This window comes from Kushneria indalinina DSM 14324, assembly GCF_003385845.1.
Classification (GTDB): domain Bacteria; phylum Pseudomonadota; class Gammaproteobacteria; order Pseudomonadales; family Halomonadaceae; genus Kushneria; species Kushneria indalinina.
In genome coordinates this window covers 1,075,068-1,101,919 of record NZ_QRDJ01000006.1, presented here as the reverse complement: position 1 = coordinate 1,101,919, position 26,852 = coordinate 1,075,068, and the positions used below count along the sequence as shown (strand labels likewise).

The 26,852-nt window shown below is 58.2% G+C and carries 29 protein-coding genes; 26 read left to right on the top strand and 3 right to left on the bottom strand.

Features of this window, described 5'->3' with window-relative positions:
- The first annotated feature begins 2 nt into the window (after nt 1-2).
- The 17 genes from C8D72_RS17335 to C8D72_RS05070 all read left to right on the top strand — a co-directional run bounded on the left by C8D72_RS17335 (nt 3) and on the right by C8D72_RS05070 (nt 17,093).
- Entirely contained in the window at nt 3-1,088 is a 1,086-nt protein-coding gene (locus C8D72_RS17335) for a flagellar hook-length control protein FliK (RefSeq protein WP_147301501.1), read from the top strand.
- Nucleotides 1,085-1,372, top strand: a complete 288-nt coding sequence (locus tag C8D72_RS05145) for an EscU/YscU/HrcU family type III secretion system export apparatus switch protein (RefSeq protein WP_115853277.1) — start codon at nt 1,085-1,087, stop codon at nt 1,370-1,372. Before C8D72_RS17335 ends, C8D72_RS05145 begins: the two co-directional genes overlap by 4 nt.
- Before the next feature lie 356 nt (nt 1,373-1,728).
- Complete coding sequence (gene flhD / locus C8D72_RS05140; RefSeq protein ID WP_342768064.1) at nt 1,729-2,082, top strand: flagellar transcriptional regulator FlhD; 354 nt, start codon at nt 1,729-1,731, stop codon at nt 2,080-2,082.
- On the top strand, nt 2,075-2,653 hold the full coding sequence (gene flhC / locus C8D72_RS05135; RefSeq protein ID WP_115853275.1) for a flagellar transcriptional regulator FlhC: 579 nt from the start codon (nt 2,075-2,077) through the stop codon (nt 2,651-2,653). The genes flhD and flhC overlap by 8 nt, the downstream gene beginning before the upstream one ends.
- 328 nt (nt 2,654-2,981) lie before the next feature.
- Nucleotides 2,982-3,863 (top strand): flagellar motor stator protein MotA, encoded by an 882-nt coding sequence (motA, locus tag C8D72_RS05130; protein ID WP_115853274.1) that lies wholly within the window; start codon nt 2,982-2,984, stop codon nt 3,861-3,863.
- A 3-nt stretch (nt 3,864-3,866) separates the two neighbouring features.
- A complete protein-coding gene (gene motB, locus C8D72_RS05125; protein ID WP_115853273.1) occupies nt 3,867-4,814 on the top strand; it encodes a flagellar motor protein MotB in 948 nt (315 codons plus the stop codon).
- Nucleotides 4,815-4,908: 94 nt separating this feature from the next.
- Entirely contained in the window at nt 4,909-6,978 is a 2,070-nt protein-coding gene (gene cheA, locus C8D72_RS05120) for a chemotaxis protein CheA (protein ID WP_211308786.1), read from the top strand.
- A gap of 67 nt (nt 6,979-7,045) precedes the next feature.
- Nucleotides 7,046-7,534, top strand: a complete 489-nt coding sequence (cheW, locus tag C8D72_RS05115) for a chemotaxis protein CheW (RefSeq protein WP_115853271.1) — start codon at nt 7,046-7,048, stop codon at nt 7,532-7,534.
- A gap of 198 nt (nt 7,535-7,732) precedes the next feature.
- Nucleotides 7,733-9,523, top strand: a complete 1,791-nt coding sequence (locus C8D72_RS05110) for a methyl-accepting chemotaxis protein (protein ID WP_115853270.1) — start codon at nt 7,733-7,735, stop codon at nt 9,521-9,523.
- 29 nt (nt 9,524-9,552) lie between these two features.
- Nucleotides 9,553-10,398 carry a CheR family methyltransferase gene (locus C8D72_RS05105; protein WP_115853269.1) on the top strand — a complete coding sequence of 282 codons (846 nt, stop codon included), beginning with the start codon at nt 9,553-9,555 and terminating at the stop codon, nt 10,396-10,398.
- A complete protein-coding gene (locus tag C8D72_RS05100; protein WP_115853268.1) occupies nt 10,395-11,009 on the top strand; it encodes a chemoreceptor glutamine deamidase CheD in 615 nt (204 codons plus the stop codon). Before C8D72_RS05105 ends, C8D72_RS05100 begins: the two co-directional genes overlap by 4 nt.
- Nucleotides 11,006-12,067, top strand: a complete 1,062-nt coding sequence (locus tag C8D72_RS05095; protein ID WP_115853267.1) for a protein-glutamate methylesterase/protein-glutamine glutaminase — start codon at nt 11,006-11,008, stop codon at nt 12,065-12,067. The genes C8D72_RS05100 and C8D72_RS05095 overlap by 4 nt, the downstream gene beginning before the upstream one ends.
- 63 nt (nt 12,068-12,130) lie before the next feature.
- Nucleotides 12,131-12,520: a chemotaxis response regulator CheY gene (gene cheY / locus C8D72_RS05090; protein ID WP_115853266.1), complete on the top strand. Its 390-nt coding sequence runs from the start codon at nt 12,131-12,133 to the stop codon at nt 12,518-12,520.
- A gap of 30 nt (nt 12,521-12,550) precedes the next feature.
- Nucleotides 12,551-13,222 carry a protein phosphatase CheZ gene (gene cheZ / locus C8D72_RS05085; RefSeq protein ID WP_115853265.1) on the top strand — a complete coding sequence of 224 codons (672 nt, stop codon included), beginning with the start codon at nt 12,551-12,553 and terminating at the stop codon, nt 13,220-13,222.
- Nucleotides 13,223-13,351: 129 nt separating this feature from the next.
- Complete coding sequence (gene flhB, locus C8D72_RS05080; protein ID WP_115853264.1) at nt 13,352-14,518, top strand: flagellar biosynthesis protein FlhB; 1,167 nt, start codon at nt 13,352-13,354, stop codon at nt 14,516-14,518.
- Between the two features lie 68 nt (nt 14,519-14,586).
- On the top strand, nt 14,587-16,671 hold the full coding sequence (gene flhA / locus C8D72_RS05075) for a flagellar biosynthesis protein FlhA (protein ID WP_115853263.1): 2,085 nt from the start codon (nt 14,587-14,589) through the stop codon (nt 16,669-16,671).
- Nucleotides 16,668-17,093: a flagellar protein FlhE gene (locus C8D72_RS05070; RefSeq protein WP_245955149.1), complete on the top strand. Its 426-nt coding sequence runs from the start codon at nt 16,668-16,670 to the stop codon at nt 17,091-17,093. The genes flhA and C8D72_RS05070 overlap by 4 nt, the downstream gene beginning before the upstream one ends.
- A 178-nt stretch (nt 17,094-17,271) precedes the next feature.
- Here the strand turns inward: C8D72_RS05070 and C8D72_RS05065 are convergent, their stop codons facing one another.
- The 3 genes from C8D72_RS05065 to flgA all read right to left on the bottom strand — a co-directional run bounded on the left by C8D72_RS05065 (nt 17,272) and on the right by flgA (nt 18,926).
- Nucleotides 17,272-17,727 (bottom strand): flagella synthesis protein FlgN, encoded by a 456-nt coding sequence (locus tag C8D72_RS05065; RefSeq protein WP_115853262.1) that lies wholly within the window; start codon nt 17,725-17,727, stop codon nt 17,272-17,274.
- A 39-nt stretch (nt 17,728-17,766) separates the two neighbouring features.
- Nucleotides 17,767-18,039, bottom strand: coding sequence for a flagellar biosynthesis anti-sigma factor FlgM (gene flgM / locus C8D72_RS05060; protein WP_170140504.1), 273 nt, complete (start codon nt 18,037-18,039; stop codon nt 17,767-17,769).
- Between the two features lie 158 nt (nt 18,040-18,197).
- Nucleotides 18,198-18,926, bottom strand: coding sequence for a flagellar basal body P-ring formation chaperone FlgA (gene flgA / locus C8D72_RS05055; RefSeq protein ID WP_115853260.1), 729 nt, complete (start codon nt 18,924-18,926; stop codon nt 18,198-18,200).
- A gap of 190 nt (nt 18,927-19,116) precedes the next feature.
- Between flgA and flgB the strand changes: the two genes are divergently transcribed.
- The 9 genes from flgB (at nt 19,117) to flgJ (ending at nt 26,777) form a co-directional block, all read left to right on the top strand.
- A complete protein-coding gene (gene flgB, locus C8D72_RS05050) occupies nt 19,117-19,539 on the top strand; it encodes a flagellar basal body rod protein FlgB (protein WP_115853259.1) in 423 nt (140 codons plus the stop codon).
- A 21-nt stretch (nt 19,540-19,560) separates the two neighbouring features.
- Nucleotides 19,561-19,965, top strand: a complete 405-nt coding sequence (gene flgC / locus C8D72_RS05045) for a flagellar basal body rod protein FlgC (protein ID WP_115853258.1) — start codon at nt 19,561-19,563, stop codon at nt 19,963-19,965.
- 23 nt (nt 19,966-19,988) lie between these two features.
- Nucleotides 19,989-20,687, top strand: coding sequence for a flagellar hook assembly protein FlgD (locus tag C8D72_RS05040; RefSeq protein ID WP_115853257.1), 699 nt, complete (start codon nt 19,989-19,991; stop codon nt 20,685-20,687).
- Between the two features lie 83 nt (nt 20,688-20,770).
- A complete protein-coding gene (flgE, locus tag C8D72_RS05035; RefSeq protein ID WP_115853256.1) occupies nt 20,771-21,967 on the top strand; it encodes a flagellar hook protein FlgE in 1,197 nt (398 codons plus the stop codon).
- A 209-nt stretch (nt 21,968-22,176) separates the two neighbouring features.
- Nucleotides 22,177-22,923, top strand: coding sequence for a flagellar basal-body rod protein FlgF (gene flgF, locus C8D72_RS05030; protein WP_115853255.1), 747 nt, complete (start codon nt 22,177-22,179; stop codon nt 22,921-22,923).
- A gap of 72 nt (nt 22,924-22,995) precedes the next feature.
- Nucleotides 22,996-23,778, top strand: a complete 783-nt coding sequence (gene flgG / locus C8D72_RS05025) for a flagellar basal-body rod protein FlgG (protein ID WP_115853254.1) — start codon at nt 22,996-22,998, stop codon at nt 23,776-23,778.
- Nucleotides 23,779-23,832: 54 nt separating this feature from the next.
- Nucleotides 23,833-24,501: a flagellar basal body L-ring protein FlgH gene (locus tag C8D72_RS05020; protein WP_425453254.1), complete on the top strand. Its 669-nt coding sequence runs from the start codon at nt 23,833-23,835 to the stop codon at nt 24,499-24,501.
- A 15-nt stretch (nt 24,502-24,516) separates the two neighbouring features.
- A complete protein-coding gene (locus C8D72_RS05015) occupies nt 24,517-25,647 on the top strand; it encodes a flagellar basal body P-ring protein FlgI (protein ID WP_115853253.1) in 1,131 nt (376 codons plus the stop codon).
- Nucleotides 25,647-26,777: a flagellar assembly peptidoglycan hydrolase FlgJ gene (flgJ, locus tag C8D72_RS05010; RefSeq protein WP_115853252.1), complete on the top strand. Its 1,131-nt coding sequence runs from the start codon at nt 25,647-25,649 to the stop codon at nt 26,775-26,777. The genes C8D72_RS05015 and flgJ overlap by 1 nt, the downstream gene beginning before the upstream one ends.
- The last annotated feature ends 75 nt before the right edge of the window (nt 26,778-26,852 follow it).

Genomic DNA, 26,852 nt, shown 5'->3' with positions numbered 1-26,852 from the left:
TCATGAGTGCGATTACGCCACTGCTGGATACCTTGCTTCATAACGTTCTTGGGCGTCGGGCGGATCTGGATCGGGTTGCTTCAAGGCAACCCGATCTGCCATTGGGTGGCGTGACTTATACACCGGCAGTGCGACATGGCACCTCCGATACTCCGGATGAAACTCTGGAGCGCCACAGCGAAGATGCGGCTGCAAGGGCCAAAGCCGCCGACAAGGCATCTACTGCGCGAGTAACGACTTCGGGCAACGGTCTTCCTTCCGAAGACAGGACCCCGGATAGAGCATCCAGATCCTCCACGACGCATTTTAGTGCTGAAGCCAGGGCCATATCCCGTATTCTGGAAAAATTCCCGGCCACGGCGCCAGTGGTCAGGTCCGATGCTGTTCTATTACCTGCTGCGCACCCACCTGAGCCTTCCGCTCTTGCGGCGACGCTTGCCGGGCAGATCAGGCATAGCGGCCTCTTTTATGAGTCGCATCTGCGTCAATGGCTTGTGGGTCAGCATGATCAGCAGGAGTTGCTCAAGGAACCGCAAAACAGGCTTTTTCAGCCGACTGCGGCCGGCAGTCAAACGACCGCTGACACTGGCAGGGCCTATAGTGCATCAGCCGTAGCCCTGCACGAGCGTGTCACAACGCAATCGGGAGGCGGTCTCCCGTCTCAGGAAGGTGGCGCTACTGGTATGTCATCAGCGCAGGATGATCTACAGGGCATTCTGCGTCACCAATTGGAGCTCATGACTTACCCACTTATTCGCTGGGAAGGCCTTCTAACGCCTCAGGTACCGGTGCAATGGGAAATCGAGCAGGAGTCAGAGGCGGCCACCGGTGAGAGTGCAGAGGAAACGCCACGTGTCTGGCGTTCAAAGCTGAATCTGGTGCTGCCTGCGCTGGGTCATGTTGCTCTGGAAATCAGTCTGCAGGACAAGGCCATCAATGTCAGTGGCAAAGTAGAAGGCACCTATCTTGCGTGGATGACCGTTCAGGGACGACATCTTGATGAAAGACTGTCAGACGCAGGCCTTCAATTAACGGCACTGCATTTCTCGCCCCGGCACAAGGATGATCATGGGGAGGAGACGGTATGACACCTTCCAACGATCAGCCCTCGAAGCGCCAGCGCGCCGTCGCCATAGCGCATGATATTAACGATGCGCCTCGCGTGGTGGCGAAGGGCTATGGCACAACGGCCGATGCCATCATGGAAAAGGCACAGGCAAGTGGTGTTTATGTGCACCAGTCTGCAGAGCTGGTCAATCTGCTGTTACACGTCGATCTTGATGATCGCATCCCCCAGGAGCTGTATCTGGCACTGGCAGAGCTCCTGTGCTGGATACATGAACTTGAGCAGGACGCTGCCTCCGTTTTGTAACACTTCCTCGCAACATCCATGTAACATAAATGCACATTAAATCTTTCCCAAATCGACGAATTGGGGCACTTTTTACGCCCTTTTCGTCTAACGTTGATTTTATTGATTAAATTCTCTGTTATTGTCTTAAGACAATGAATAAGGAAACATTGTTTTTGTACTAGACAAAAAAATGGTTGTGATAGGAAAGTATGATGTGGCAATATTGCAAAAAGTAACGAGGCGTTACATTTAACTGACCAAATGTCGCCTGGCCTGGCAATGAACCTGTTGCGACACACCGGTCAAGAGCGTGAACAATCGCCGCTGCACCTGTCGTGACACGGGATAAATTTTCAAGACGAGGGGAAGGGAACATGATGACCACGAGCCATCTGCTGGACGATATTCGCAACGTCAATCTGTCTTATCTGCTTTTGGTACAGCGCCTGTTAAACGAAGACCGCTCTTCTGCGATGTTCAGGCTGAAACTGAATGAGCAGATGGCTGATACCCTGGCATCGTTACCCATATCCCAGCTTGCAAAGCTTGCCAACTCCAATCAGCTGCTGTGCCATTTTGCTCTGGTGGATCCTTCACAGCTTTCTTCGCTGACCACGCAGCAGCGTGAGGATGACCTCAAGCGTACACATGCTGCCATTTTGCTGGCAGGTAGCATGCATGATGACGAGGAGGAGGTGGTGCTGAAAAAGGGGCATCACCATGGCTGATAAAAGCGTCATCAATGAAGTGCGTGATATCCAGCTGGCGATTGAACTGATCGAGCTGGGGGCCAGGCTTCAGGTGCTTGAAACCGAAACGGATCTGTCTCGTGGACGATTGATCCGTCTTTACAAGGAGGTGCGTGGCGTTTCCCCCCCGAAAGGAATGCTGCCCTTCTCGACAGACTGGTTCATTACCTGGCTTCCCAACATTCATTCGTCGCTTTTTTACAATATTTATCTGTCCCTGCGCGAACAGAGCCGCTGCGACCGCATGGAAGCCATTATCAAGGCCTACCGGCTTTACTATGAGCAGATTTCCATGCTTGAAGATGGTGAAGCCGTGCTGGGTTTGACCCGTGCATGGACACTGGTGCGCTTTTTTGAAAGCGACATGATGCAGCTTTCCTCATGTACCTCATGCAGCGGCAGGTTTGTCAATCATGCCCACAGCCTTGATCGGGATTTTGTCTGTGGTATCTGCCAGCCACCCTCACGTGCGGGCAAAACCCGGCGCGCTGCTGAAAGGGAACGCATCCGAAAGGAAAGCGGTTCGCAGGAAAGCGGTACGCAATACTGATCAAGGCTCTATACCGTTCTGATTTAACCCCCCATCGTTGCCATAATTCCCCTTGCCCCGGAGCCCATGCTTCCGGGGCTTTTTATTGTCTGCGTAACGCTGTTGCATCTGCTTTCAAACAAGAAAAATGACCACTTTTTCTGAGGCTAGTCCTGCCTTTGATCGTCAATGAAAGGCGTTAATCTTGCGGACATTATCCTGCAGGACGAAACAGCAGTGTTGCAGAAGCCATACCTCTTTTGCCCTGATGAATCTGATGAGATGGCCTCTCAAGCCAGGCCACTTTTGGCCGATGTTATCTCCAGATCCTGAATACTGAGGAATTACCGTGCTTATATTATTTGGATACGTTGCTGTTATTGCCTCGGTAATCGGGGGGTACATGATGGTGGGGGGGCATCTGGCAGTATTATTCCAGCCAGCCGAAATCGTTATTATCTGTGGCGCTGCCGTGGGTGCCTTCATTGCCAGTAACAACGGCAAGGCCATCAAGGCCACGATGCGGGTCGTTCCCAAGCTCAAGGGAAGCGTCAAGTACAACAAGGTGCTTTTCATGGAGCTCATGGCGCTTTTGTACCTGCTGCTGGCCAAGGGGCGTCAGGAAGGCATGATGGCACTCGAGCGTGATGTGGAAACTCCCGCAGAAAGCCCCTTGTTTACCCGCTACCCGAAGCTGATGGCAGACCCATTGCTGATGGAGTTTCTAACCGATTATCTGCGCCTGATGATCAGCGGCAATATGGATGCCTTTGAAATCGAAGCGCTGATGGATCATGAAATTGAAACCTTCCAGCATGAAGCCGAAATTCCCGTCAACGCCATTGCAGGGGTGGGCGATGGTTTGCCGGCCTTCGGTATCGTGGCTGCGGTCATGGGGGTAGTGCACGCACTGGGTGCCGAAGGGCTGACGCCGGAAGAAGTGGGCCCTCTGATCGCGGCGGCACTGGTAGGGACATTTCTGGGCATACTGCTGGCATATGGTTTTGTCACACCGCTTGCCACACACATCAGGCACCAGATCGGTGAAGTCGAGAAGATGCTGCAGTGCATCAAGGTCACGCTTTTGGCCAACCTGAATGGCTATGCACCGCCAATCGCTGTCGAATTTGGCCGCAAGGTACTCTATTCAACGGAACGTCCCAGCTTCAACGAACTGGAAGAGCATGTGCGCAGCGTGCGTTCACAGCCCAGCGGCAATGGGCAGGGATAAATCATGAGCCAGCATCGCCGTCCCATTGTCGTACGTCGCAAGAAAGCAGCCAGCCATCACGGCTCGCACGGCAGCTGGAAGATTGCCTACGCCGACTTCATGACGGCCATGATGGCCTTCTTTCTGGTCATGTGGCTGCTGGCCGGAACATCGAAAGCCGAATTTGAACAGATCAGTGAATATTTTCGCACGCCCTTGAAGGTGGCGCTGGCCGGTGGGGATCGTAATTCGGCCAGTAACAGTGCCATCCCTGGTGGCGGCGATGATGTCATGCACAGTGAGGGTGAGCGCTCTCGAATCACCATCGAGCAAAACAGTAGCATGGCAGCCGACATGTCGGCGCTCAGCAGGCTCAAGGCACGCCTTGAAGCGCTGATGCAGGAAGACCCGGCACTGCGGGATCTGCGCTCGCAGATGCGTCTGGATCTTACCCCCGAAGGGCTTCGAATTCAGATCGTGGACAGTCAGCGCCGACCGATGTTTGAGATAGGCAGCGCACGGGTGGCGCCTCACATGCACAACATACTAACGGCCATTGCACCGCTGCTTAATGAACTGCCCAACAAGCTGACCCTGTCAGGGCATACGGACGATCTTCCGTTTGCTGCCGGCCTCAGGGGATACAGCAACTGGGAGCTTTCAACGGATCGGGCCAATGCATCACGACGTGAGCTGGTGGCAGGCGGGCTTGAGCCCGAGAAACTGCTGCGGGTCATTGGCATGGCGGACACCATGAACATGCCCGGCGAAGAAGACAATGCACTCAATCGTCGGATCAGCATTCTGGTGCTCAACAGCCGTGCCCAGAAGATGATGGAACAGGAAAACATGGCACCAGGCGCGCCGGCCGTCATTGATGGTGAGAAGCGCCCGCTTTCAATCGAGGATCTGACCCGGAGCGAAAACGCCTCGGAAGTCCCGGGGGCGTCAGAGCAGACGACACAGTCATGAGCACCATGACAGCAGGTTTTGACAGCAGTTTCGCGCACGCTCGAGTCGAGCGTTGGACCGAATCCAGAAGCAGGGCAGGGCATCAGGCGTGAGCATCGACATTACCGAGTTTTATCAGACATTTTTCGAAGAGGCCGAGGAACTGCTCAGCGATATGGAGCAGCAGCTGTTGCAGATCGATCCCAGTGATCCTGACAGCGAACAGCTCAACGCCATCTTTCGAGCTGCACATTCCATCAAGGGCGGTGCGGGTACGTTCGGCTTTACCGTACTACAGGAGACCACGCACCTGTTCGAGAATCTGCTCGACAAGGCGCGTCATCATGAACTGACCCTTGACCCGACCATCATCGACATATTTCTGGAAACCAAGGATATGCTCAGCGATCAGCTCAACGCCTATCGTCAACAGACCGAGCCGGACAGCGCCACCTACGAGCGTATCTGCAACACACTGAAGGCACTGGCCGAAGAGAAGGGCCAGGGCGCTGGCGTCGCCGATACGGCAGCGCCGGTGTCCGCTGCCAGCCCCGCCAAAGGCGGTGCAATGGTGATCAGAATTGCCGGTGTGGCGGCGGACAATGCCACCAGCCTGGCCGAAGAGCTGGCGCTGTTCGGAACCGTTCTGGATCAGCAGCACGCCAATGACGTGTTGACCGTGCAGCTTGAAACCGCCACGGGTGAGGATGATATCCGTGCCGTGCTCTGTTTTGTGGTCGACGACGATCAGATTACCTTTGAAAGTGCCGCGTCAGCGCCGTCTGAAAGTGCCGCGGCAACGCTGACCGAAAGTGCCGTGGTAGCCCCGGCGGCTGAAGAGGTGGAGCAGGAAGCACCTGAAAAGGATGATGCTACCCCGCCGCCGGCAGTGGATGCCGCTGCTGTGCCGGCAGAGCCGGCCAAAGCCGCTGCGCCTGCCGCCAAAAAGGCCGCAAGCGCCGCCGCCAGCAGTGAAAATGCCTCCCTGCGTGTATCGATCGAAAAGATTGACCAGATCATCAACCTGGTCGGTGAGCTGGTGATTACCCAGTCCATGCTGGAGCAGGGAACTGCCGATTTTGATCCGGTGACCCATGGCAGCCTGCTCAGTGGCATGAATCAGCTGCAGCGCAATGCCCGCGATCTGCAGGAAGCGGTCATGTCGATTCGAATGATGCCCATGGATGTGGTCTTTAACCGTTTTCCGCGGCTGGTGCGCGATCTGGCCGGCAAGCTTGGCAAGCAGGTCGAACTCGAGACAGTGGGTAAGTCCACCGAACTCGACAAGGGCCTGATCGAGCGCATTGTTGACCCGCTGACGCACCTGGTGCGCAACAGTCTGGACCACGGCATCGAAACACCCGATCGGCGCCTGGCCGCTGGCAAGCCGGCTGCGGGTCGGCTGACCCTGTCCGCCAGCCACCAGGGTGGCAACATTCTGATTGAGATCAGTGATGACGGTGCTGGTCTGAACCGGGACCGTATATTGAACAAGGCACGCGAAAGTGGTCTGGCGGTATCGGATGCCATGAGCGATGACGATGTCTGGCAGCTGATCTTTGCGCCGGGCTTTTCAACGGCCGAGCAGGTCACTGACCTTTCAGGGCGCGGGGTCGGCATGGATGTGGTCAAGCGTAATATCGCGCAGATGGGCGGTCACGTGGACATCCTCTCCCGTCCCGGGCAGGGCACCACGACGCGAATCGTGCTGCCACTGACGCTTGCCATCCTCGATGGCATGTCGGTACGCGTGGGGGAAGAGGTTTATATCCTGCCGCTGGGCGCCATCAAGGAATCCATGCAGGTCAGTCCCGAAGATATCAGTACCGTGACCGGTAGCGACCGCGTACTGCATGTTCGCGGGGAATACCTGCCCCTGGTCGAGTTGTATCGTGTGTTCGATATTCCCGATGCCCAGCAGGATGTCACCAAAGGGATCGTCATGATCGTGCAAAGCGAAGGGCGCAGTTTTGCTCTACAGGTTGATCAACTGATCGGGCAGCACCAGGTCGTGGTCAAGAACCTGGAAACCAATTATCGCCGTGTCCCCGGCATCTCTGCCGCCACCATCCTGGGCGATGGCAGCGTGGCATTGATTCTGGACATTCCGGCACTGTCACGTGCGCCTCAGGATCGTGAAGGCAGTCACGCAGGTCATCATCGTAGTGCTGCCGCGCTGCACTGATTCAGTTGCATAACGCACAGCCATTTTTAATTCTGCCCGCTGGGTCGGGCATCTGGGAGTTGAGACAATGGAAGCTTCTGCTATCGACAAGGTACAGCTGGAAGGGGAAGGTCACGAGTTTCTGGTCTTTCGACTGGGCGCGGAAGAGTACGGCATCGATATCCTGAGTGTGCAGGAAATTCGCGGCTATGAAGGGGTGACACGCATTGCCAACGCACCTTCCTTTATCAAGGGCGTGACCAACCTGCGTGGCGTTATTGTCCCCATCGTTGACCTGCGTCTGAAGTTTGCCCTGGGCAATGCCGACTACACGGCGCAAACCGTCGTGATCGTGCTCAACATTGGTCATCGCGTCGTGGGCGTGGTGGTGGATGGTGTCTCCGATGTTCTGGCGCTGACCGGCGAGCAGATCAAGCCGGCACCGGAATTTGGTTCGACACTTTCCACGCACTACCTGATGGGACTGGGTAGTCTGGATGATCGCATGCTGATCCTGGTCGATATCGAAAAGCTGATGACCAGTGAAGAAATGGCCCTGATCGACAAGGCTGCTTGATTTTTAATCTGTAACTTTGAAAGCGAAAAGCGCCGGCATTTGCCGGCGCTTTTTTGTATCTGATCTAAAAATGTCTCGGCATAAATAACGTAGTTTAAGACGCGCTAATCCTTGGTTTGTTTTATTCAAAATATAGTTTGATATGCGCAGACACGCTGGCATCTGCCGGTTACAGAGGCTACTGCAGGAGATCTATCCTTGCGCAACAACCAACCGATCAATGACAAACATCATGTTCTTGATGAGCAGCAGTTTTTGATCTCACAGACCGATCTGGACGGCAACATTATTTATGCCAACCCGGCGTTTATCGATGTCAGCGGTTTTGAGCGTCATGAGCTGATCGGCGCGCCGCATAATCTGGTGCGTCATCCGGATATGCCGCCGATCGCCTTTGCCAACCTGTGGCAGACCCTGCGGGATGGCGGCACCTGGATTGGCATGGTCAAGAATCGTCGCAAGGATGGCGGCTATTACTGGGTCAGGGCAACCGTCATGCCCATGGTCGAGCAGGGCCAGATCAAGGGGTATGCCTCGGTCAGGGTCAAGGCTGATGATGCGGCCATTGCCCACGCTGAACAGGTATATCGACAAATCAATGAGGGGCGGGGCAAGAGCTGGACCCTGGTGCAGGGTGTCATTACGCCGATCGGCCCGCGGGGCTGGATAAACCGCCTTGGCCGTTTGACGCCCGCGCGCAAGGCTGGCTGGGCCGGGATGACCAGCGCCGTGTCATCAATGGCGCTTCTGGGGCTTCTGATGGCGGACTATCAGATGCTCTCGACACAGCAGGCCCTGCCCACGCTCATGAGCGTACTCACGGTTGGCGCCGCCCTGCTTGCAACAGGCTCTGCCGTGGCAGGTGCCTGGCTGGTTCGGCGTGTGAAGCACTCGCTTGAGCAGGCGCTGGCGTGCTGCCGCCAGATTTCCGGTGGCGATCTCGAAGCGACCAGTCATGGTCGCGATCAACTGATGATTGCGCTGGATACCATGCGCAAGTGCGTGCTGTGCGTCGTGCGTGACGTCAAAAGCAGCGCTGGCGTGATTGCCCCGGCCAGCAACGAGCTTGCCAGCGGTAATCAGAATCTCTCTCGACGTACCGAGGAGCAGGCGGCGTCACTGGAAGAGACCGCCAGCAGCATGGAAGAGCTAACCGCCACGGTAGGCCATAACGCCGGGCATGCCAGGGATGCCTCGAAGCTGGCTCATGAGGCGTCGACCGTGGCAGAGCGCGGCCGCAACGAGATGGGCGATGTCGTGGCCCGCATGGAGGGCATCACGCAGGCCTCGGCACGCATCTCCGATATCGTGGGCGTCATCGACAGCATTGCCTTTCAGACCAATATTCTGGCGCTCAATGCCTCAGTCGAGGCGGCGCGTGCCGGGGATCAGGGCAAGGGGTTTGCCGTGGTCGCCAACGAAGTACGTTCCCTTGCCAGTCGCAGTGCGCAGGCTGCGCGCGAGATCCGAGAGCTGATCGACGAGTCTTCGGTGGAAGTCAGTGCCGGCAGTGAGCTGGTCGCACGCGCCCAGTCCACCATGACCGATATCGTCGGCGGGGTACATCGGGTCAGCGCTCTGATGCAGGAGATCTCCTCGGCTACCGATGAGCAGAAAAACGGTATCGAACAGATCGGTCAGGCGATCCATCGCATGGATGAAATGACTCAGCAGAATGCCGCCATGGTGGAGCAGTCTTCGGCCGCGTCTGAATCGATGCGGCAAAACGCCGATCACCTCAATGAAATTGTCAGTCTTTTCAGGATCAAGGAAAGCGCCCGGAGGCCGATAATAGCTTCAGACGGGGCTGCTTTGGCAACACAGCGCAGGAAGCAGCCGAGCGACAGGGAATCGAGCAGACACGCACCAGCGTCGTCACATATCGAATCTGCCCGGACCGGCTCCTCTGTCCCTGCCCAAGCGTCGGTGACTCGCCAGCGTGATGAGCAAGCATCTGCAACGGCAGATGAGGACTGGACAACCTTTTAATCACCTTCAGGTGATGCGGAGTAAAAGACGTGACAGAAGTCGCTGAAAGCCGCGATTTAAAACTGACGCATGAGGATTTCGAGCGTGTAAGGCGCCTGATCCATGAGCGTGCAGGTATCGCACTGGCATTACACAAAAAGGAGATGGTGTATAGCCGTCTGGCACGTCGCCTGCGCACGCTGGGGCTCAATCAGTTCAAGGCGTATCTGGATCTGCTGGATGGACATGTCGACTCCTCGGAGTGGGAGCACTTCGTTAATGCACTGACGACCAACCTGACGTCGTTTTTCCGCGAGGCGCACCATTTTCCGATTCTGGCCGATCATGTCCGTGCCCAGAGTGGCAGCGTCAAGGTGTGGTGTTGCGCGGCATCGACCGGTGAAGAACCGTGGTCACTGGCCATGACGCTGACCGAGGCGCTTGGTTCCAGGGCCCAGAACGCCAAAATCGTGGCCACCGATATTGATACCAAGGCGCTTGCCACGGCGGCGGCCGGTATCTACCCGATCGCTCAAATCGAGAAGCTGTCGATGGAGCAGCGCAAGCGGTTTTTCATGCGCGGGGTAGGGGCCAAATCCGGCGTCGCCCGCGTGAATCCGGCGCTGGCAGCCATGGTGGAATATCGACAGCTGAATCTGCTGGAAGCACGGTGGAACGTGGAAGGCCCGTTTGATGTGATCTTTTGTCGCAACATCATGATCTATTTCGACAAGCCCACCCAGAAGCGGATTCTGGAGCGGTTTGCACCGCTGCTCAAGCCCAACGGGCTGCTGTTTGCGGGGCATTCCGAAAACTTTACCTATCTGACCGATGCCTTCCGGCTGCAGGGCCATACCGTCTATGGGCTGGCTTCCGGCCCGGGCTCGCGCTCATGAAGGTCCGGGAGCAGGAGGGACTGGCCAACCACTTTTATTTTGATCGCGATGACAGCCTTGACGCGGTCAAGCTGCTGCCAAGCGAGTATTACGTGGCCTCATCCCCCATGGTGCTGTCGACGGTGCTGGGGTCCTGTGTGTCCGCGTGCATTCGCGACAGCGTCGCAGGGGTGGGCGGCATGAATCACTACATGCTGCCCGGCGATGGCAGCCACGATACCAGCGGACCGCGTCTGCGCTATGGCGAGCACGCCATGAGCACGCTGGTCGAGGAGATATGCCGACTGGGCGGACGGCGGGACAGGCTGGAAGCCAAGGTGTTCGGGGGCGGTATGGTCATCGCCGGCATGGCATCGCGTATTGGTTTTGCCAATGCCGAGTTTGTCATGGCATGGCTTGATCGCGAAAACATTCGTGTGCTCGCGCAGGACCTTAACGGTAGCCATGCGCGTCGCGTGCACTATCTGCCGGGGACCGGTCAGGTACGGGTCAGGCGTCTCAACGGTAGTGCCACGGTCTGCAGTCGCGAAAAGACGCTGATCGAGGCGCTGGTCGAAGAAGCTGTCCATCCGCTGGTCGCGGCGGCAGGCATGAAAGGAGCAGGACGGTGAGCAAGATCAAGGTATTGTGTGTTGACGACTCGGCACTGATTCGCAGCCTGATCAGCGAAATCATCAATCAGGAACCGGACATGGAGGTGGTCGCGACGGCCCCCGATCCGTTGGTGGCTCGTGATCTGATCAAGCGGACCAATCCCGATGTGCTGACACTGGATGTCGAAATGCCGCGCATGGATGGCCTGGATTTTCTGGAAAGGCTCATGCGTCTGCGCCCCATGCCGGTGGTCATGGTCTCCTCCCTGACAGAGCGCGGCTCGGAAATCACCATGCGAGCGCTGGAACTGGGGGCCGTGGATTTCGTGACCAAGCCCCAGCTTGGCATTCGTGAAGGCATGGCCGAATACGCCCATGCCATCACCGACAAGATCCGGGCGGCCTCCAGAGCAAAGCTCAAGGTGGCGCAGACTTCGTCGACGCCGGCGCCGGCAGCACTGCGCGCACCGATGTACTCCAGCGAGAAGCTGCTGATTGTCGGCGCCTCGACGGGCGGTACCGAAGCCATCAGGGAGTTTTTGATGCCGCTGCCTTCGGACAGCCCGGCAATACTGATTACGCAGCACATGCCGGCCGGCTTTACCAAATCCTTTGCCGCGCGGCTGGACAGCCTTTGTCGCATCAGCGTGCGTGAAGCCGTGCATGGCGAACGTGTGCTGCCCGGGCATGCCTATCTGGCGCCCGGTGGCGAGGCGCATCTGCGTCTGGCCCGCAGCGGCGCCAACTATGTGATTTCACTGGACCATGAGGCCCCCATCAACCGCCACCGGCCTTCCGTTGATGCGCTGTTTGAATCAGCCGCCACCAACGCAGGCAAGAATGCCATCGGCGTGCTGTTGACCGGTATGGGCAAGGATGGCGCTCAGGGACTTTTGAAGATGCGTCAGGCCGGTGCCTGGACACTGGCGCAGGACGAGGCCAGTTGTGTGGTCTTTGGCATGCCGCGTGAAGCCATTGCGCTGGGAGCCGCATGCGAGGTCGTCTCCATCACCAGCATGTGCGAACGAGCGCTGGCACAGCTGGGTGGCAGCAATCGTCAGGCGCTGCGCGTCTAGCGCGGCACCACTGAATCGTTGACTCGCGCGCAAGCGCACTTATTTGAAAAGGAAATGGCAGACATGGCTGACAAGAACATTCACATCCTGGTGGTGGACGACTTTCCCACCATGCGTCGTATCGTGCGTAACCTCCTCAAGGAGCTTGGCTTTAACAACGTTGATGAAGCCGAAGACGGCGTCGATGGTCTGGCAAAGCTTCGCAGTGACAGCTTCGGTTTTGTGGTTTCTGACTGGAACATGCCCAACCTGGACGGTCTGGAAATGCTCAAGCAGATTCGCGCCGATGACGCCCTCAAGCATCTTCCGGTGCTGATGGTGACGGCAGAAGCCAAAAAGGAAAATATCATTGCCGCGGCGCAGGCCGGCGCCAATGGTTACGTGGTCAAACCCTTTACCGCCGCAACGCTCGAAGAAAAGCTGAACAAGATCTTCGAAAAGCTCGATAAATAGGTCTGCGGATAGCCATCGGGAGTTTATGACATGACAGCCAATGCCAAACCGCAGAACGCAGATGATGCGATCCCGGCGGATCTTATCGCCAGAATCGGTAATCTGACGCGTGCGTTGCGTGACAACATGCGAGAGCTCGGCCTGGACAAGGAAGTCGAGAAGGCCGCCCAGGCCATCCCCGACTCCCGTGATCGTCTGAGCTATATCGCGACCATGACCGAGCAGGCCGCCGAACGCTCGCTCAATGCCATCGAGATTGCCCAGCCGATCCAGGACAATATTGAAAAACAGTCGGCTGAACTGGCCGGTCGCTGGGACCAGTGGTTCGACAAGCCGCTCGAGCAAGGGGAGGCGCGTGATCTGGTCGGGGACACCCGGGCCTATCTTGAGTGGGTGCCGGAACAGACCCGCGCGACCCAGAGCCAGCTGATGGAAGTCATGATGGCCCAGGACTTTCAGGATCTGACCGGCCAGGTCATCAAGAAGATGATGGAGGTCATCCGCGAGATCGAGCGCGAGCTTCTGCAGGTGCTGATTGACAACATGCCATCAGACACCATGCGTGAGCGTGCCAAGGAGAGCAGCAGCAAGACGACGTCGGAAGGCCTGCTCAATGGACCGCAGATCAAGACGGAAGGGCGCACGGATGTCGTGACCGACCAGTCACAGGTCGATGATCTGCTCGACAGTCTCGGGTTTTAAACCGTATTTCCTGCTTATGTTTCGAATAGCTCTCCCTCGGGAGGGCTATTCGAGCGATTGTTTTTCCCTCCTTCCTCGCACAATGTCGCCCAGTGAGCACGATGCTCTACAGGATTCCATGGGGTCGAAATGTCAGGCGACAGCGACGCAGAAAAAACCGAAGAGCCCACGGCGCGGCGTCTTGAAAAGGCCCGTGAAGACGGTCAGGTTGCCCGTTCACGTGAATTGACCACCTTTTTGATGCTGGCCGTCGGGGCCGCTGGCCTGTCGCTTTGCATGAGCTGGATGGGCGAGGTGCTCTCAAAGGTCATGAGTGATGGACTGACCTTTGATGCCGATGTGGCACGCGACCCTTCGCGGATGATGATCAACGTCTCTGCGCTGGGTGGCCAGGCACTGCTGGCCCTTGCGCCCATTCTGGGCATCATGGGTGTGGTGGCGCTGATGGCGCCCATGGCGTTGGGCGGCTGGCTGTTTTCGACCAAATCGATCAAGGTCGATGTCAAAAAGCTCAACCCGATCTCCGGGCTCAAGCGCATGTTTTCAAGCCAGGTGCTGGCGGAGCTGGCCAAGACCATTGCCAAATCGATGCTGATTGCACTGGTGGCCGCCGGCTTTATCTATAGCCATCAGGGAGAGCTTCTAAGGCTTGCCGGCGAAAGCATTCAGTCCGCCATGCGCCACATGCTGCTGCTGGTTGTCTTCTGCTGTGCCCTGATCCTGCTGGCCTTTATCGTCGTCATCCTGATTGATGTGCCCTACCAGCTGTGGAGCCATACCAAAAAGCTTCGCATGAGCCGGGAGGATATTCGTCAGGAGCACAAGGAGTCCGAAGGGGATCCGCACGTCAAGGGCCGCATTCGCCAGCAGCAGCAGGCGATCGCGCGGCGACGCATGATGAGTGAAGTCCCCAAGGCTGATGTCATCATCACTAACCCGACCCACTTTGCCGTCGCGCTGGCCTACAAGGATGACGAAATGGGCGCGCCCCGGGTGGTGGCCAAGGGCGCCGATGCCGTGGCGGCCAAAATCCGCGAGCTGGGGCAGGAAAACCGTATCCCCTTTCTGGAAGCCCCGGCGCTGGCACGCTCCCTGTATCGCCATGGTGAGCTGGGCCGGGAAATTCCCGCGGCACTGTATACCGCCGTCGCTGAAGTGCTGGCCTGGGTGTATCAGCTTCGGCGCTATCGCAGCGAGGGGGGCAAGTCCCCGCAGCGGCCTGGCCATATCGAGGTCCCTGAAGAGATGGCCTATACCCCGACACCCTCGGATAACGGTGACAACAATGAACACTGATGCCCGGGCGCTGCATTGCCCATTACAGGCCCTGAATCATCTATCTACCGTGACAGGTCATCGCTGACATGAATGCATTGAGTGCACTGCTTTCCCGTGGTGGTCTGAATCAGAGCAGCCAGCTGAAGTTTCTGGCCGGCCCGATTCTGATTCTCATGATCCTGTCGATGATGGTGCTGCCGCTGCCACCATTTCTGCTCGACATGCTGTTTACCTTCAACATCGCGCTGTCGATCATGGTGCTGCTGGTCAGCATGTTCACCACCAAGCCGCTCGAGTTTGCTGCCTTTCCGGCGGTGCTGCTGTTTTCGACGCTGCTGCGATTATCGCTGAACGTCGCCTCGACCCGCGTGGTTCTGCTGGAAGGACACAGCGGCGGTGATGCCGCGGGCAAGGTTATCGAGGCGTTTGCCGAGTTTCTGGTCGGCGGCAACTTTGCCGTGGGTCTGGTGGTGTTCGTGATCCTGGTGGTGATCAACTTCATGGTCATCACCAAGGGTGCCGGGCGTATTGCCGAAGTCGGGGCCCGCTTTACCCTGGATGCCATGCCCGGCAAGCAGATGGCCATCGATGCCGATCTTAACGCTGGTCTGATCGATGAAAAGTTTGCGCGCGAGCGGCGCAAGGAGATCGCTCAGGAAGCCGAGTTTTTCGGTTCCATGGATGGTGCCAGCAAGTTTGTGCGTGGTGATGCCATCGCCGGTATTCTGATCATGGTCATCAACATCGTGGGCGGGCTGGTGGTGGGCGTTGCCCAGCACGGGATGTCGGTGGGTGATGCTGCGCATACCTATACGCTTTTGACCATCGGGGATGGTCTGGTCGGTCAGATTCCGGCCCTGATCATCTCGACCGCGGCCGGTGTTACCGTCTCACGCGTCAATACCGAGCAGGACGTCGGCCAGCAGCTGCTGGGTCAGCTGTTTACCAATCCTCGGGTTCTTTATCTTGCGGCGGGCGTTATCGGTCTACTGGGCATCATTCCCGGCATGCCCAACCTGGTATTTTTGATGTTCACCGCCATGCTGGGCGGCCTGGGCTGGTATCTGAACAAGAAAAAGCAGGAAGCGGCCATCGTCGAAGACGCGCAGCCGGCACAGGTAGCCGCCACCGACAGTCACGAAGCCAGCTGGGATGACGTGCAGCTGGTGGACCCGCTTGGCCTTGAGGTCGGCCATCGCCTGATTCCGCTGGTGGATCAAAACCAGGACGGCGAGCTCTTGAAGCGCATCAAGAGCCTGCGCAAGAAGTTTGCCCAGGAGGTGGGGTTCCTCCCGCCGGTGGTCCATATCCGCGATAACCTGTCGCTACAGCCGCAGCAGTATCGCATCGCGCTCAATGGCGTATTGATTGGCGAAGGGGAGTCATGGCCCGGACAGTATCTGGCCATCGACCCGGGTCAGGCGATGGGCAACCTTGAAGGCCGCGTCACAAAGGACCCCGCATTTGGACTGCCTGCGACCTGGATAGATGCCAATCAACGCGACCAGGCACAGATGCAGGGCTTTACCGTGGTAGATGCCAGTACGGTGGTGGCAACGCACCTTAACCATCTGCTGGGCGAACACGCCAGTGAAATGATGGGTCGCAGTGAAACCCAGAAGCTGCTGGATCGACTGGCGAAAGAGTCACCGAGCCTGGTCGAGGAGGTCGTGCCCAAGCTGATTTCTCTGACGACGCTGACCCGCATTCTGCAGCAGCTGTTGTCGGAAGATGTCTCGATCCGCGATATGCGCACCATTATCGATACGCTGGCCGATCACGCCAACCATACTACCGACGCCATGGAGCTGACGGCGGCCGTACGACTGGCGCTGGGCCGTGCCATCACGCAGCAGTACTTCCCGGGACAGGAGGCTGCCGAGGTCATCAGCCTGGACGTCGATCTGGAGAAAATGCTGATGCAGGCGCTCAACAATGGTGGGGCGCTGGAGCCGGGGCTGGCCGACACCCTGATTCAACAGGCAGAAACGGCCGTTCAGCGTCAGGAAGAGCGTGGTCTGCCGGCCGTGCTGGTGGTGCAGCACGGCGTGCGCGCGCTTCTGTCACGCTTTCTGCGTCGGCGCCTGCCGCGTCTGGTGGTGCTCTCCCAGGCAGAAATTCCTGAAGAGCGCCAGATTCGCGTGACCGCCATTATCGGGTCGCAGGCATGATCACGCGTCTGCTGCCTGGGCTCATGATCACTGCCGCGCTGGCCTCACCAATGGTGTTTGCCGGGGCCAGCGCCGGCGGTGCCATACCGGTTCAGGGCAACATCCCTGACATGAGACAGAAGGGGTGGGAGTACCGAGTGGCGCTGATGCCTGCTGACAGCGCTCCCGCCGGTAGCCAGTTGACCGAGCTTTCATGGCACTATGAACTGGCCCCGAGCGGCCCGGCGCCCGCCGCCTGGCTCTGTACGCCGGCAGAGTGCGTAGCACTGAACCTCGCCTACGGCAGTACCGATGCGCTGGCCGGGCTGCCGGCCAGTACGCCGCTGTCGCTGCGTTTTGTGCTGCCGGGGGAAGGCATGCTCAAACGTCCGGTGCGAGGCGGTGTGGCACAGGTATTTGTCAATTACCGCACGCAGGAGTAATGGCAGGGTAGCTGCTGGTCGAGCAGGACGTTGATGTCCTGCCTGAAGCGTGTTAACACAGTGCTCGGGTGTCATCGGCAGGAACAGCGGTACATAGAGCCACAATAAAATAGAGCAACAATAAAAGGGCCGCGCCATGACTATGGCGCGGCCTTTTGGTATCGGATGCTCGGTCTGGTCAGCCTACCAGGTGCGTACTGGAACGGCCGATATTGTGCTGGCGGCCGTTGGGGCCATACATGGTCATGCCGGCGGCGGTTTGCAGGAAGTTAAGCGCGCGACTGTGAAAATCCAGACGTCTGCCAATCACGAACCCGTTGAGACGATTACGCTGCGCGGCGGCTTCAGTGCGCTCGATGATGTGCTGCCAGATCTCGTTGAGTTCGAGCTTGATGGCGGCGCGATCGCTTGTAGCGCGATCCGCGCTGAGACCGCGGCTTTCGAGCAGCGCACTGCGCGCACGCTCGAGCTGGTCCAGCCTGACCATTGAAGACCCCTTGTGCTCACAAACCTGCAGCAGGGCTTCAATATCCACCGGATGGCTTTCCAGCAGTGCGGCCTCGCGATCCAGTAGATCGATGAAGCGCCCGAGGGCTTCATCGATCTGATTCAGGATATTGGCGTAATCGTTCATTCACGTGTTCTCCAAAGGCGGTCAAGCAGAGGGGATGCCCTAGCCCTTGTTCGAAAGCAGCTCCTGCGCGCTTGCGATCAGGCCGTCGGCAATTTTTCCGGTATCAACCTCAAAGCTGCCGTCGCGAATGGCCTGACGCAGTTCGTTGACACGCACCGTGTCAATGTCCTGTGAGCCATCATGGGCACTGGAAGGAACCCAGCGCGTTGCGGCACTCTGCTCGGTTTTGGCGGTTTCAGGCGTATTGACGCGGGATACCGATACCGGGCTGGCAATGCGGTTGATCGAACTGTTGTTGCTGTCAATTTTCATCGTCATGCTCTCCGAAGCGCTCACTCGGGTGAGCTGATAAAGGGGCGCAGGCAAGCGCTGTTGTATCCATTATCGACACCACAGGCAGGTTCTTTAACCTGTCTGAGTAACGAAAGGTATCGATTGGATATCAGTGCGTAATGTTGCTGCCTTGTCGGCTAGTGAACTTCCACCAGTCCTTCGCGACTTGCCTCACCATTGATAACGCTGCCAGAGGGCATTCTAACCCGAACACTTTCACCAAGGCCTGCGTCATTCAACGCCTGGCCGTTGCTACTGATCATGAAACCATTGCCCCTTATCAGCAGGGCAACCCTGGCACCGCGCTGAATCAGCACGGGCGCCTTGACCATACCTGTCTGAAGCGGCTGTCCGGCGGCAATACGACGCTGCGATACCTGTCCCACCAGTTGTGAGGCATCGGTAATCAAGCGGCTGGAAAGCCGGGTCAGATCCCCTTCCTGCCAGTCAAGATCACTCTCTTCGATGACATCGCCCGGCATAATGTTGCGATTGACGACCGGATACTGTCCATTGATATGCACGTAGGCCTGAAAATAGCGCGTTTCCGGTGAGTTGCCCGGACAGCGTACCCCAACAGAAGTGCGCCCCGAGACCTTGCCGCCGCGCCCCGGTAGAAAGGCAGAGGGTGCCTGACAGGCCATGGCCGCCGCCGGTGACGGGGTCACGTCGATGACGACTTCCCCGTTTTCGCCTGCGGTCTGCTCCAGCAAAAATCCTTCGATCACGTCATAAATGACCTGCTCACTCGCCTGAGCCGGTGTACAGGCGAGCCCTGCCGCTACCAGCAGAAGGGTAGCGCCACGGCGGCAGTGCCTTTGAAGTGAGCGTGTGAAGGGCAGCGACATGAAATGGCCTGTTGTCATCAAACGGTTACCCGGATGCTGGGCATTCTAGACAAGCGCCAAAAAAAACAGGGTGCGAAATGACCCCTAAAAAGTAGCCTTTTCATTCAATGGTGGAGGTTGCGGGCTCTCTATGCTGCGCTCATCCCAGAAGGTAAGCGAAAGTAACCTTTGTTGTCTTAATGATTCATGGCGCAACGGAGTGACTCCCATGATCGACCGGCTCAATGCCTCACTCAACGTTATGCAGCAGTCTCTTAACCTGCGTGCCGAACGCCAGGAAGTACTGTCAGCCAATATCGCCAACGCTGACACGCCCGGGTACAAGGCACGCGACTTTGACTTCAAAAGCGAACTGGATCGTGTCGTCAATCAGGGGCGGGCAGAAGGGCAGAGCGGGCTATCACTGAGCATGACTTCCAGCCGGCATATCCCGGCACAGGCCAATGGCAGCGTGGGCGGCATTGACATGCTGTATCGCAACCCGACGCAGCCAAGCCTGGATGGCAATACGGTCGACATGGATATGGAGCGCGTCAACTTCGCAGACAACGCCGTGCATTACCAGGCCGACGTACAGTTTCTGACCAGTCGATTGCAGGGCCTGAAAAACGCCATGCAGCGCGAGTCCTGATCACCGACAGGAGCATAGTCAATGAGTCTTTTTAACGTTTTCAACATCTCGGGTTCGGCCCTGTCGGCGCAGTCGCAGCGCATGAACGTGACTGCCAGCAACCTGGCCAATGCTGACAGTGTGGCGGGCCCGGATGGCCAGCCCTATCGCGCCAGGCAGCTGACCTTCGAAATGGCCGGCGAGCCCGGTCAGCAGATTGGTGGCGTGCGCGTGGCGGGTATCAGTGAAGATCAGAGTGAGTTTCGGCGCCTTTATGATCCCAAAAACCCGGCGGCAGATGACCAGGGCTACGTCAGCATGCCCAACGTGGATACCACCTCTGAAATGGTCAACATGATTTCGGCAGCGCGCTCCTATCAGGCCAACGTCGAAGTACTCAACACCAACAAGACACTGATGCTCAAGACGCTGACGCTGGGTCAGTAAATCGGGTCATCAAGGAGTGAAGCATGGCATTTGATAACTCTCTGGTGAGCCGTGTTAACGGCACCAGTACCACCGGCGGCACAAATGGCAGCGGCATGGGCGCCACCAGCGCCAGTGATCTGGGCGAAGAATTCATGAGCCTGCTGGTCGCCCAGCTCAAAAACCAGGACCCGCTCAATCCGATGGAGAACTCGGAGTTCACCTCACAGATTGCGCAGATCAATACGGTCAGCGGTATCGACAAGCTTAACAACACGCTGTCCAGCATCACCGGTCAGATTGATGCCTCCCAGAAGCTGCAGGCAGGCGCGATGGTGGGGCGTGGCGTACTGGTAGAAGGCAACAAGATTCACGTGGACAACAACACTGTACTGCCGTTTGGTATCGAACTGGATGATGATGCCGCCAAGGTCACGGCCACCATTACCGATGGTTCGGGGCGCATCATCAATCAATACGATTTGACCAAAAGCGGGCCCATGTCAGCTGGCGTTCAGTCCTTTAACTGGGATGGCACCGACGCCAGCAATACCCGTGTCGAGGATGGCACTACCTATCAGGTCAGCATTGCGGCCACTGACGGCAGCGGGCGGGCAGTGGCCTCACGGGCCCTTCAGTACGGCTATGTCAGTGGCGTGATGACAGCGAATAACGCTACGAAGCTGGATCTGGGACCCAACATGGGCAGCGTCGCCTTCAACGACGTCAAACAGATTCTGTAACGCACCACCGGGCGCGGTGTTGCGCGTCCTGATGATCCATCCGGCCCCGGCCGGTGAGACGACTTTTAATCAGAGGATGAACCATGGCTTTTACACAGGGCGTTAGTGGTCTGAATGCAGCTTCCAGTCAGCTGGATACCATCGGCCACAACATTGCCAACTCGCAGACCGTCGGCTTCAAGAAAAGCCGTACCGAGTTTGCCGATCTTTATGCCGGCGCCAAGGCAGGTCTGGGGGTGCAGGTGTCTGCCATTACCCAGGGGTTTTCGCAGGGCGCGCTGGAAACGACCGACCGTGAACTTGACCTGGCCATCGACGGTGGCGGTTTCTTCCGCCTGACCGACGGTCAGCAGACCACCTATTCGCGCAACGGTCAGTTTCAGATGGATTCCAACGGCTTTCTGGTCAACAACACCGGCGGCAGGCTGACGGGCTATCCGGTCGATGATCCGACCTCTGCCAACCCGGTGGTGCTGGCCGGTGCCCAGCCAGTCGCGCTGCAGGTGCCCCAGGGCGATATCGATGCCAGCGCCACCACCACCGGCAGCATGACCTTTAACCTGCCGTCGAACGACACAGCCAAGGATAACGCCAACTTCGACGCCAGCGATCCCAAAACCTACAACTGGCAGGCGCCGCTGACGACCTATGACTCGCAGGGCAACGCGCAGCAGGTCAGCATGTACTTTGTCAAAACCGGCAGCAACGAGTGGACCATGAACGCGCGCAGCGGTGGCAACGATGTTGGCTCGCTGGATCTTGAATTCGATGTCAACGGCAATCTGACCGGTAACACCAATCTGGCGCTTGCCATCAATCCGGGCAATGGCGCAGCCAATATTGCCGCCAATATCGACCTGGCCGGCGTGACCCAGAACAGTGGCGACTTTAACGTCAAGGCCGCCACCCAGAACGGCTACGCCGCCGGCAGCCTGACCGGCATATCGATTGCCGATAACGGCAACGTTATGGGCAACTACTCCAACAACCAGAGTCGCGCGCTGGGTCGCGTTGCGCTGGCCAGCTTCACCAACGAGCAGGGCCTCAAGCCGGATGGCAACAACGCCTGGCTGGCGACCACCAACTCTGGCCAGGAGCTGCTGGGCAGTGCCGGTACCGGTCAGCTGGGGTCACTGCTGTCGGGCACGCTTGAGAACTCCAACGTTGATCTGGCGGCCGAGCTTGTCACCATGATCGTGGCGCAGCGCAACTATCAGGCCAACTCGCAGACCATCAAGACGCAGGACCAGATTCTTCAGACCATGGTCAGCCTGCGCTAAATCTCGATATGCAGTGAAAACGACCGGCTCAGAGCCGGTCGTTTTTTTGATCCCTGCGTTTTGCAGCCTACGAAATACGACCTTTCTCGTGCCTTTCTTGTGCCTTTGAGAAGATGCCTTTGCGTGTTTACTAGGCGTCACAAAGAGCAGGCCTTCGGTTACACCCAAACGCCGGCCGCGATACTTCCTCAAGCTTTTCGGAGCGGGTCATGGACAGAATCATCTATACCGCCATGTCGGGCGCCAAACAGAGTCTGGAGCGGCAGTCGGCCGTTGCCAACAACATGGCCAATGTCTCGACCAGCGGCTTTCGTGCCGAACTCAGTGCCGCTCGCGCGGTACCGGTCAACGGCGCAGGCTATGCCACGCGCGCCATTACCTCTGATTCCACCCCCGGCTCCGATTTTACGCCCGGCTCCTTCACCACCACGGGCCGTGCCCTGGACGTTGCCATCAATGGCGAGGGCTGGCTGGCGGTACAGGCCAACAACGGTGAAACGGCCTACACCCGTAACGGTGCGCTGCAGGTCGATGCGACCGGCATGCTGATGTCTCAGGGCCGGCCGGTGATGGGTGAGGATGGCCCTATCATTTTGCCGCTCAATGCCGAGGTCTCGATTGCCGGTGACGGCACCATCTCCGCGCGGGAGGCCGGCACCCAGGTACAGGCTGAAGTCGGTCGGCTGATGCTGGCCAGCAACCCTGATGGCCGCATGGCTCGGCGTGAGGACGGCCTGTTTGGTGCCTGGAATGCGCAGGGTGGTCCCATGGCAGCCCTGCCGCGCGATGAAAATACGCAGGTGATCAGCGGCACGCTTGAGGGCAGCAACGTCAACCCGACCGAAGCGATGGTCGCCATGATCGATACGGCCCGTCGCTTCGAGATGAACATGAAAGTGCTCACGACGGCCGATGAGAACGATCAGCGCGCCAACTCGCTGCTCTCAATGAATTGATGGTTCCGGGCCATGACGGCCCTGATCAGGCACATGAAGTCACTGGATCATGTCCGGTGAATGGAGAAAAAAATGATTAACGCTCTCTGGATTGCCAAAACCGGTCTTGATGCCCAGCAGACCAACATGGACGTCATTTCCAACAACCTGGCCAACGTCTCGACCAACGGCTTCAAGCGTTCGCGCGCGGTGTTCGAGGATCTGCTGTATCAAAACCTGCGCCAGCCGGGGTCGATGTCGTCGGTACAGACCAATCTGCCTTCCGGGCTTCAGATTGGTACCGGCGTACGAGCTGTGGCCACCGAGCGCCTGCACACCCAGGGGAACCTGGAGCAGACCGGTAATACCAAGGATGTCGCGATTCGTGGCGATGGTTTTTTTGCCATCCAGATGCCTGACGGCACCAATTCCTTTACTCGCGACGGCGCCTTCCAGGTCAATCAGGACGGTCAGCTGGTCACGGCCAACGGGTTTCCGGTCGATCCGGGCATCGTGATTCCGGCCAACGCCCTGTCGGTCTCGATTTCCAATGACGGTCTGGTGTCGGTCACTGTACCGGGCGCTGCGGCCAGCCAGCAGGTCGGCCAGCTGCAGCTGACCACCTTTATTAACCCGACCGGTCTGGAAAGCATTGGCGATAACCTCTATCTCGAAACCGATGCCTCGGGGCCGCGTAATGACAGCATTCCCGGCAACAACGGTGCCGGCACGATCTATCAGGGTTTTGTGGAAACCTCCAACGTCAATGTGGTGGAGGAGATGGTCAACATGATCGAGACGCAGCGCGCCTACGAGATCAATTCCAAGGCCGTGTCGACCGTCGACCAGATGCTCGGTCGTCTGACCCAGCTCTAACAGGGGATGTTGATGCATTCGTGCAGGGGTAACCGGGGATCAATGATGCGATACATGCGTTTGTGGAAGCTGCTTCTGGTTGCCTGTCTGGCCATGACCATGGTGGCCTGCGCCCAGATTCCGCGGCAAAACGTGGTGGAAGGGCCGACGACGGCACCGCCCCAGCTTCCGCCGATGCCGGTGGCCAACGGCTCGATCTATCAGAGCAATTACACGCGGCCGCTGTTTGAGGATCGCCGCCCGCGCGGTGTGGGCGACATCCTGACCATTGTGCTCAATGAAAACGTCAGCGCCACCAAAAGCTCGGCCGCCAACGCCAGCCGTAATGGCTCGACCGCCCTTGGCCTTGAGGCCACGCCACGAGTCATCGGCGGTCTGCTGGATGGACAGACGACCAGTCTTTCCGGCAACACGACCTTCCAGGGGCAGGGTGGGGCGAATGCGTCCAATACCTTTACCGGTACCATCACGACCACGGTCATGAACGTGCTGCCCAATGGCAACTTCCAGGTGGCCGGCGAGAAGCGCATCGGCATCAATCAGGGCACCGAATACATCCGTTTTTCGGGCACCGTCAACCCGCGCACGATTACCGGACTCAATACCGTACCCTCGACGCAGGTCGCGGATGCCCGTCTTGAGTATTACGGCGATGGGTATATCAACGAGGCGCAGACCATGGGCTGGCTGCAGCGCTTCTTCCTCAATATTTCACCGTTCTGATCGAGGATGTTCACGATGATGGCAATGTTGAAACCCCTATCCCTACGTTGCGCAGCACTGCTGTTGAGCGGTTGTGCCCTGATGGGAATGGCCTGTCAGGCACAGGCGGCCCGACTGGGTGACATTGCCACCTTCCAGGGCGTGCGCTCCAACCCGCTGGTCGGCTATGGCCTGGTCGTGGGTCTGGACAACACCGGTGACCAGACCATGCAGGCGCCTTTCACCGGGCAGTCGGTCACCAACATGCTCTCCGAGCTGGGTGTCACGGTGCCGGCCGGCACCAACATGCAGCTCAAGAATGTCGCGGCCGTCATGGTCACGGCCGAGCTGCCGCCCTTTTCAAGCCCGGGTCAGCGCCTGGATATTACCGTTGCCTCGGTGGGCAATGCGCGCAGCCTGCGTGGCGGTACGCTGCTCATGACGCCTCTAAAGGGCGCCGATGGCCAGATCTACGCCCTGGCGCAGGGCAACATGGTCATTCCCGGCATCAGTGCCGATGCCGCCGGCAGCAGTGTTCAGGTCAATCAGACCTCGTCAGGCCGTATTCCGGCAGGGGCCACCATCGAGCGCACGGTGCCGGTCCAGATGGCCGAGCAGGGGCGTATCAACCTGGAGCTCAAGGACGCCGACTTCAATACGGCCCTGCGCACCATGAATGCCATCAACAATGCCATGGGTCAGGGGATTGCGGTGGCTCAGAATTCACGGGTGATTTCGCTGGCCGCACCGCTGGATAGCGCCTCTCAGGTCTCCTTTATGGCGCGCATACAAAACATCGACGTTGATCCGGGCGTGGTCACGCCGAAGGTCATCATGAACGCACGTACAGGGTCGGTGGCGATGAATACCCGTGTCACGCTCAACCGTGCCGCGATCGCCCATGGCAATCTGTCGATTACGATCGATTCCAACCCGATTATCAGCCAACCGAATGCCTTGTCGGGCGGGCAAACTGCGGTGGTACCCAATGCCGATATCAGCGTGCAGGAAGAGTCCGGGGCGCTGAGCATCGTCAGCGGTGAAGCGGACCTGAGTCAGGTGGTGGATGCCCTTAATCGTCTGGGCGCAACCCCCAATGACCTGATGGCCATTCTTCAGGCGCTCAAATCGGCCGGTGCGCTCAACGCGGATCTGGAGATCATCTAATGGCGATGGACAGTCGGGGAAGTTTTGCACTCGATGTACAGGGGCTCTCGAAGCTCAAGTACAGCGCGCGTGACAATCCTCAGGAGAGCCTCAAGGAAACCACGCAGCAGTTTGAAGCGCTGTTTCTGCAAAAGATGCTGAAAAGCATGCGTGATGCCATGCCCAAGAGCGATCTGCTCAAAAGCGACAGCATGGACACCTATACCAAAATGCTGGACCAGCAGTGGGCGCAGAATCTCTCCGAGCAGGGCATCGGGCTGTCCGACATGATGATCAAGCAGCTGTCGAAGGACAGTGCGATGTCTGACAGCCAGTCCCCCAATGATCCGTTGGAAACGCTAAAGGCGCAGTCACGTAATATCCCCTCGGCGCTGGCCATGCCGCTGAGCGACGAGCAGTTGAAGCGTAACGCGAGCCTTGAGGCGGGCGGCAATGTGGTCAAGCCGGCCGAGCAAAAGCGCGGGCCGCTGATTGAAGGCTATGCCTCGCTGGGCAATCCTCTGCAGGGGCGTGACGATCATCAGAAAATGGTGGCGGACGTTGCCCCGCATGTCTCTTCGTTTGTCTCGAAAATGGGCAGTGCGGCGCGCGCGGTCAGCGACCGCACCGGCATACCGCATCAGCTGATTCTGGCACAGGCGGCGCTTGAAACCGGCTGGGGCGCGAAGGAAATTCGCACTGGGGATGGCAAGGCCAGTCATAACCTTTTCAATATCAAGGCCACCGGTAGCTGGCAGGGCGATCGGGCAAGCGTCATGACCACGGAGTTTGAAGCCGGTACGGCGCGCAAGGAGCGCGCTGCTTTCAGGGTCTACGACTCCTATGAAGCGGCGTTTTCCGACTATGCACGTCTTCTGACCGAAAATTCGCGCTACCAGCCCGTACTCGATGCACGTACGCCCGAGGCGGCAGCGCATGCCCTGCAAAAATGTGGCTATGCGACCGACCCGCGCTACGGCGAAAAGCTGGTATCCATCATGGCACAGATGCCGAAAGAGGAGACCGGCGTTTCCCGGTCGCTGTATGCCTCACGCACTCCAGCAGGTCAGGAAAGCGATATCTCGGCGGTGGCACAGCGACGGGCTGCCATGGCCTACGCCGTTGAGAACGAGGCCAGCAGGATTTTCTGATGCCTTGAAGCCGTCGGTCAGGACACATTTTCTAAAATTTCCCGGCCAGCGGCCGATAGTACATGACAGATAACT

Bases quoted from the DNA above. Each gene is read 5' to 3' on its own strand.
- flgA (WP_115853260.1), bottom strand. From the start codon at position 18,926: ATGACAACAGGCCATTTCATGTCGCTGCCCTTCACACGCTCACTTCAA.
- C8D72_RS05020 (WP_425453254.1), top strand. From the start codon at position 23,833: ATGCGTTTGTGGAAGCTGCTTCTGGTTGCCTGTCTGGCCATGACCATG.
- flhC (WP_115853275.1), top strand. From the start codon at position 2,075: ATGGCTGATAAAAGCGTCATCAATGAAGTGCGTGATATCCAGCTGGCG.
- C8D72_RS05145 (WP_115853277.1), top strand. From the start codon at position 1,085: ATGACACCTTCCAACGATCAGCCCTCGAAGCGCCAGCGCGCCGTCGCC.
- flgB (WP_115853259.1), top strand. From the start codon at position 19,117: ATGATCGACCGGCTCAATGCCTCACTCAACGTTATGCAGCAGTCTCTT.
- flgF (WP_115853255.1), top strand. From the start codon at position 22,177: ATGGACAGAATCATCTATACCGCCATGTCGGGCGCCAAACAGAGTCTG.
- C8D72_RS05065 (WP_115853262.1), bottom strand. From the start codon at position 17,727: ATGAACGATTACGCCAATATCCTGAATCAGATCGATGAAGCCCTCGGG.
- flgC (WP_115853258.1), top strand. From the start codon at position 19,561: ATGAGTCTTTTTAACGTTTTCAACATCTCGGGTTCGGCCCTGTCGGCG.
- C8D72_RS05015 (WP_115853253.1), top strand. From the start codon at position 24,517: ATGATGGCAATGTTGAAACCCCTATCCCTACGTTGCGCAGCACTGCTG.
- flhA (WP_115853263.1), top strand. From the start codon at position 14,587: ATGAATGCATTGAGTGCACTGCTTTCCCGTGGTGGTCTGAATCAGAGC.
- flgG (WP_115853254.1), top strand. From the start codon at position 22,996: ATGATTAACGCTCTCTGGATTGCCAAAACCGGTCTTGATGCCCAGCAG.
- flhB (WP_115853264.1), top strand. From the start codon at position 13,352: ATGTCAGGCGACAGCGACGCAGAAAAAACCGAAGAGCCCACGGCGCGG.
- flhD (WP_342768064.1), top strand. From the start codon at position 1,729: ATGATGACCACGAGCCATCTGCTGGACGATATTCGCAACGTCAATCTG.
- cheY (WP_115853266.1), top strand. From the start codon at position 12,131: ATGGCTGACAAGAACATTCACATCCTGGTGGTGGACGACTTTCCCACC.
- cheZ (WP_115853265.1), top strand. From the start codon at position 12,551: ATGACAGCCAATGCCAAACCGCAGAACGCAGATGATGCGATCCCGGCG.
- C8D72_RS17335 (WP_147301501.1), top strand. From the start codon at position 3: ATGAGTGCGATTACGCCACTGCTGGATACCTTGCTTCATAACGTTCTT.
- motB (WP_115853273.1), top strand. From the start codon at position 3,867: ATGAGCCAGCATCGCCGTCCCATTGTCGTACGTCGCAAGAAAGCAGCC.
- flgE (WP_115853256.1), top strand. From the start codon at position 20,771: ATGGCTTTTACACAGGGCGTTAGTGGTCTGAATGCAGCTTCCAGTCAG.
- C8D72_RS05040 (WP_115853257.1), top strand. From the start codon at position 19,989: ATGGCATTTGATAACTCTCTGGTGAGCCGTGTTAACGGCACCAGTACC.
- flgJ (WP_115853252.1), top strand. From the start codon at position 25,647: ATGGCGATGGACAGTCGGGGAAGTTTTGCACTCGATGTACAGGGGCTC.
- flgM (WP_170140504.1), bottom strand. From the start codon at position 18,039: ATGAAAATTGACAGCAACAACAGTTCGATCAACCGCATTGCCAGCCCG.
- C8D72_RS05100 (WP_115853268.1), top strand. From the start codon at position 10,395: ATGAAGGTCCGGGAGCAGGAGGGACTGGCCAACCACTTTTATTTTGAT.
- C8D72_RS05070 (WP_245955149.1), top strand. From the start codon at position 16,668: ATGATCACGCGTCTGCTGCCTGGGCTCATGATCACTGCCGCGCTGGCC.
- cheW (WP_115853271.1), top strand. From the start codon at position 7,046: ATGGAAGCTTCTGCTATCGACAAGGTACAGCTGGAAGGGGAAGGTCAC.